5 protein-coding genes are annotated in these 6,333 nt (G+C 38.7%); 2 read left to right on the top strand and 3 right to left on the bottom strand.

The window, feature by feature from the left end; translation table 11 throughout:
- Together DBR40_RS14485 and DBR40_RS14480 are read right to left on the bottom strand one after the other, a co-directional pair.
- On the bottom strand, window positions 1–1,422 hold a 1,422-nt coding region (locus DBR40_RS14485; protein ID WP_148090178.1), incomplete at its 3' end, for a tetratricopeptide repeat protein.
- 2 nt (window positions 1,423–1,424) lie between these two features.
- The gene (locus DBR40_RS14480; RefSeq protein ID WP_124560473.1) at window positions 1,425–1,628 is read right to left on the bottom strand and encodes a hypothetical protein; all 204 of its coding nucleotides are present in this window, start codon (window positions 1,626–1,628) and stop codon (window positions 1,425–1,427) included.
- Between the two features lie 370 nt (window positions 1,629–1,998).
- Between DBR40_RS14480 and DBR40_RS14475 the strand changes: the two genes are divergently transcribed.
- Window positions 1,999–3,270 (top strand): hypothetical protein, encoded by a 1,272-nt coding sequence (locus DBR40_RS14475; protein WP_124560472.1) that lies wholly within the window; start codon window positions 1,999–2,001, stop codon window positions 3,268–3,270.
- A 669-nt stretch (window positions 3,271–3,939) separates the two neighbouring features.
- Here DBR40_RS14475 and DBR40_RS14470 read toward each other — a convergent pair.
- Window positions 3,940–4,845, bottom strand: a complete 906-nt coding sequence (locus DBR40_RS14470) for a TIGR01777 family oxidoreductase (protein WP_124560471.1) — start codon at window positions 4,843–4,845, stop codon at window positions 3,940–3,942.
- A 169-nt stretch (window positions 4,846–5,014) separates the two neighbouring features.
- Here DBR40_RS14470 and DBR40_RS14465 point away from each other — a divergent pair, with 169 nt between their 5' ends.
- Window positions 5,015–6,289, top strand: coding sequence for a DASH family cryptochrome (locus DBR40_RS14465; RefSeq protein WP_124560470.1), 1,275 nt, complete (start codon window positions 5,015–5,017; stop codon window positions 6,287–6,289).
- The last annotated feature ends 44 nt before the right edge of the window (window positions 6,290–6,333 follow it).

The following is a 6,333-nucleotide window of genomic DNA, read 5'->3' as shown; positions in this document are numbered from 1 at the left end:
ACTATTGCCGAAATCCCCATTTTCGTATGAAAGATCTCTGGATATTTTGTAAATAACTTCAAGTTTGTCTGCCAATATGGTTTTACTCATTTCCGGATCATTTTCTACTTCCGACATTACCTGATATATTTTATTGGCAACACCATCGTGAACTTTTTTAACATATTTGAGTTCTGTTTTTTTAACTTCCAGTTCTTTTTCTTTCTTAAGCTCTTTTTGTCTTCTTCTGTATAGGATGAAACCCACTATTAAAAGGAGTATTAAGGTTCCTATGCCAATATTTTTGCGGAGGATATCATTTTGTTTTTCTGCATTTTCTGCCTGGGCTTTTAGAAAATCGGCCTTGCTCTTCTCCGTTTCGTAACGGATAAGGGCAAATTGATTTTTGGCTGCGCTACGGGCATTCTGAACACTATCATTTAGTGTTTCATATACGTTAAAAAAATGTTTTGTTTCTTTTGGAGGGCTTAGTTTAATGAGTTTTTGTAAAGCTTCTAATTGATCGGTCGCACTTTTTAAATTTTGCGCCACGTTATACATGCTGTGTGCATAAAGAAGTGCACTATCTGGCTGTTTTAAAGTATAATAGTCGGAGAGATGGGCATAGCTTGAATTTTGTCCCCATAAATCATTTTCTTTTTTTCGAATCTGTAATGATTTCAAAAAGTCTGGGACAGGATTATATGCCGGGTTTTGAAGCCATTTTGTCTTAGCAATATTGGTTAATACGCGGGCATATTCTTTCTCATTTTTAGCGGTTTTTGCTAATATCTGATCATATATGTTTAATGCAGATTTATAGTCCTTTATTTCTTGGTACACTTTAGCTTCATTATTTAAATACATACGGGTATCTAAAGAATCATCAGAGAACTTGATGGCTGATCCATATAGTTTTAAAGAATTGTTGTAATCCTTTAAATTATAGGTCGCAATACCTAAATTATTATAATTTGATCCGAGGTAATAATGGTGTTTCGGATTGTTTTCATTAAGATATTTATTTGCCTGAAGCGAAGTTTCTTGCCCCCCAAAGTAATCACCTGCATTCGTTAGCAATATGGCCATATTAATGAGACTACTAGCTATACTTAAACTATCTCTGTTTTGTATACCAAATTCTTTTGCCTGATTAAATTGTATAAAGGCACTATCAGGTTTCCCACTGTCCCTGTACTTTTTTGCTAAATCGTAGTATGGGTTGTGAAATTTCTTTTCTAGATTTTCTTTTTTTGAACAAGAAAATAACAGTAAAACAATGAGTAATGAGAAGAGCGGTTTCAATGGCTTTTTTTTATCCGAAAATACAAAAAATAAAAGCTTTTTAATTACTTCAGATTTTTTGTAAGAAGTGACTACAGTACTTTGGATATAGTCAGGGTAAAAAAAGGAAGGCGGTTGTAAACCACCTTCCTTGAACAATACTACCTTGGAGGATTTTGTCCTGTATCGCCACCAGTTCCATCATCGCCTGGATCGGTTGGATCTGTATCTCCAGGATCTCCTGGGGCACCAGGATCGGTACCGTTGGTACTAACTGTTGTATTTGTATTGTGTATGCAGTTGTTATTTGTATCTGCAGGGGTTGCCAAGCCTAATAAGATGGCAATGAATAATGGTAAAAACATAACTTCAAATTTTTTAAGGATAATTACTATGGAGGGTACCCGCGAACCATTCGCAAGCCCTTCTCCGGGTTTGTAAATCAGAAGGCCTTCTGAAAAATTTGGGAAGTCTGAGTTTCCATCGCGGGAGCTTTATAACTGCTTCCCAAGCCGGCTACGAACCACCGCGATTTCTACTCTTTTTATTCAATTAATTTTTTGCTTAGATTAGTAAATGAATCGCCGCTTGAACTAATTGTTAGAACAAATATGCAGGCTTCAAAAAGCTTATTTTCAGAGAATTACGTTTTTTCCGATCATTCCGCCAGAATTCCGGAAAACCGTAAAAATTCCGAAAATTCCGCCCTATTTTTACACTTAAATTTTTGAAAAAATGCCTGAGGATTATAGAAAGGTGGTGTTTGAAGCCTATCAAAAGAAAAAACGTGATGGAAGTTTATCTTCAAATCTTATGGAGCCAACCCCAGGAAATTTGCGTGAGGAATGCATTATTGTTTGCCGTGAAAGATACGTTCCGGAAGATCATGAGATACTAAGACTGTTCTTCAGTAATGTAGATTGCGAAAAAGGTTATCTGACCACTCTGGAAAAATCACTAGCAAAAGAGTTTAAACAGACCTCTAATGTTTTAAAAGGCGGTGTGAAGAAACCCGGAATTAAATATTTTGAACTTTTAGCATGGCTAATCGGATTTCATCCAAAAACCAGTACTGCGTATTATATGGAGTTGCATCGGAACTCTCAAAAAGAAATTGAAGATAAAAGAAGGGGGTCAATTTCAGAGAAAAATACTTCGACCAATGCAGGTGTTGAAACTAATGTAAATACTAATGAAGGATTTATCCATGAAAGAAAAGATGTGGGAGAAACTTCAGAAGAAAAAAATGATGATCAGCAGGATGGTGAGGGAAAAAATGAAGTAGACATTTCAAAAGAAGAGGGAGAAGACAAAGCGGATGATGAGGAAAAAGATAAAAGAAAAACTTTACTAAAGGGCGGTGAAGATTCTAAGGATGGTGCGCAAAAAAATGATGAAACTTCAAATGGAGTGGCGGGGCATCAGCAAAATGGCGGAGAAAATGATGATGGCGGAAGTTTACAAGGTGAAAAAAATGGACCTAAACCTCCTGTTTCAACCCTCTTTAAAGTCGCCTGTTCTTTTATTATTCTTTTTGTGGTTAGCACAAGCTATTGGTTCTGGAAAAACAATGAGGATAAAGCCATTCATACTGCAAAGTCAATTGAGCAGTGCATGTACTGGACTGGCCAACACTACGAGCCCATTAATTGCGATAACAACGATTTAAATAAGCTGAAGATTCCCCTTAATAAAGAACAATTGGAACATCAGCAGCGCATCACCATGCCTGATACGCTTACCAATTATGCCTTGGGAATGGTTTGGTATGGAAAAGTAAATGGAAGCATAGATAAGACTCCACAATTTTATACCGATTCGGGAACTAATCCGCTTGATACCACCAGAAGATTATTGCCTGTAACAACCTATATGTTAAATAAGTATGTTTCGTACGAAAGGCATTTGTTAAATACCCTGGTTTGGACAGCCTCTTTACTGGTTTTATTTAGTTTGCTGATTACGCTGGCCTATAAAACGCGACCAAAGGCTGCACCAATTAAATAACACTAGTATTGCAGGTAAAAGAACGTTTTGATACACCTATATATAGGTATTATTTATTCTTCATTAAATATTGTAGTCGATGGTGGTGTAGTCAAAAAAACGACTACAATAATTTTGACTACATTTTTGTAGTCGTTTTTAGTGGCAAGGTAAAAATGACTACAGTTTGCTTTAAAATAGAAGTATTAATCTTTGGTATGCGCATATTGAGTACCTGGTACTTTCTGTTTGACTGTAGTAGCGAAGGCATTAAGGTTCCCGCGTTCGCGGGAATGACGATCACCTCAGCTGAGCGCCTTGGGTATTTGGTGCTTTCCGTGGCAAGATTGAAGATAATGCAGGAGATGCTTCGTTGCACTCAGCATGACAGCTTTGGCGTTATAAATTCCGTGTTTTCCGTGCCTCCGTGGCTAGATTGAAGATGATGCAAGAGATGCTTCGTTGCACTACCATTGACAAACCCCATAGAAGAACCGTCATTGCGAGGAGGAACGACGAAGCAATCTTACAACGATCGCTAGTTGAAATTAAATAGATGCTTTTATCCACCCATAGTAGTAAGATTGCTTCGTACCTCGCAATGACGACTCCGAAGGCGCTGTCACTAATATTGATTTTTATGAAATAAATTAACCCTCAGCATGACAATGTTGCCTACAATTAGCAGAATTAACCTCCGTAAAGCGCCTTCAGTGCATCATCCAAATGTGTAAAACTGAATGTAAAGCCTGCATCCAAAATCTTCTGCGCAGAAGTATTGTTGCTCATTAAAACAGCTTCAGTACGCTCGCCTAATAATAAGTTTAGTGCCGCCTTTGGTACGTATAATGGCCAGAAAGGGCGGTGCAGGTGCCTGGCAATAGCTTTAGTAAGTGTTTTATTGGTAACCGGAAAAGGCGCGCAGGCATTGTAACTCCCTTCCATTTTGGGGTTTTCGATGGCTTGGATATACATTTCAACCATGTCATCAATATGCAACCACGGTGTCCATTGTTTGCCTGTGCCCAAAGCTGCGGCGGCAAATAACTTTACTGGTTGGTGGAGCTGTGGCAATGCGCCACCCTGGGTACTCAACACAATGCCGGTACGTAATTTAACAATGCGCAGGCTAAGTTTTTTTCCTTCATCTACAGCATCTTCCCAAAGTTTACAGCATTCTGCTAAAAAACCGTAACCGTTAGGACTTTCTTCCGTTAATATTTCGTCGCCGCAATCGCCGTAATACCCTACTGCCGATGAAGAAATGAAAGATTTGATCTGGTGGCCGGGAGCAGATTTAATGGCGCTGAAAAGTAGTTCAGTAGATTTTACGCGACTATCTATAATTTGTTGCTTGCGTTCGGCCGTCCATTTTTTATCGGCAACGGCTTCGCCGGCTAAATGCACCACTGCATCTACACCCGCAATGCAAGCACCATCGATTGTTCCCTGGTAAACATCCCAGATAAAATTATTTGGATCTTTGTTGCTTTTTCGCGACAGGGTATTCACTTCATAACCCTTACTTAACAGTTGTTTTTTCAGTGCTGTACCAACAAGTCCGGTAGCCCCCGTAATCAGTATCTTCTTCGCCATGAGTTTAAAACACCAAAGATACAAAAGGGTTTTGTACAGAGATTAAAACGAGATTAAAAGGCTGATGATCCTTTTGTTACCTGTTTGTAAAGAATTGTTTAAGGGTTTGATGGAGTGGAAAAATAAAATAAATTTGTAAACGCGTTCTTATACTCCTTTTCGATAAAAGATGTCCAAAAAAATTTTAGTCTGGTTTAGAAACGATCTTCGCTTACATGATAATGAAATGTTGGTTGAAGCGATTGCTAAATCTGATTCGATTTTGCCTGTTTATATTTTAGATCACCGCTTGTTCGGAGAAACAAAATATGGTACCCTGAAAACCGGCAACATTAGGGCGCAGTTCATTTTAGAAAGCGTTTTAGGCTTACGCAATTCCTTAAAACAGATTGGTGGCAACTTACTAATTGCTGCAGGTAACCCCGAAGATATTATTCCGCAATTGGTGCAGGAATACGAAATTACCGAAGTGTACCACCACCGTGAGGTAGCGCGTGAAGAAACACATGTATCTACCCTGGTTGAAAATGCCTTGTGGAAACTGCGCATTAACCTTAAACATTTTATTGGCCATACCTTATATAATAAAGAAGATTTACCTTTTCCGATTAAAGATATCCCCGACGCGTTTAACCAGTTTAAAAAGAAAATTGAACGCGATTCGATTATTAAACCTTGCTTTGCTGCGCCCGATCGCATTAATGTAGCGGAAGTAATTGACTGGGGTACCTTGCCATCGCTTGCAGAACTTAACCTTTTGGTGCAGGAAAAAGACCAGCGTGCTGATTTTGAGTTTACAGGTGGTGAGGCCGAGGGATTGGTACATTTACAAAAGGTTATTGTAGCCATGCAACAGGCTGCTACTACCAAGAATTTAATTTTAGCGTCGAAATTATCGGCATGGCTGGCCATGGGCAGCTTATCGCCGCGTAAGGTGTACTGGGAAATTAAAAAAATGGAAGGTGTGCCTAATACCAAAGCCATGTTTAACCATATTTTATTGGGATTGTTGTGGAGAGATTATTTCCGTTTCATGTTTAAGAAATATGGCAATACCTTTTTTAATCCGGATGGATTTGGAAGCCAGGGTTTGGTCGATGTATCAAACGAACAGGAGAATTTTAATAAATGGCGTAGTGGACAAACAGGCTTTGCGGTAGTTGATGCAGTAATGACGGAGTTAAACCAAACAGGTTTTATTTCGAACATTGCCCGCCAAACAGCCGCACTTTACCTGATTAATAATTTGGAGGTGAGCTGGATTTTTGGAGCGGCTTATTTTGAAGAAAAACTGATCGATTACAATCCGGCCAGTAACTGGGGTAATTGGGCCAATGTGGCAGGGGTTGGTAACGATCAAAAATCGAAAAGTGTTTTCAATCTCGATAAAAACATTAAGAACCTCGATCCGAAAGGTAACTATGCTACCATCTGGGCTTCGTAGGGAATGAATAAAGGATGGAGTTTTGAATGATAGCATAGTTGATT

Source organism: Pedobacter sp. KBW01 (genome assembly GCF_003852395.1).
GTDB lineage: Bacteria > Bacteroidota > Bacteroidia > Sphingobacteriales > Sphingobacteriaceae > Pedobacter.
This window is presented reverse-complemented; position numbering and strand designations above follow the sequence as displayed.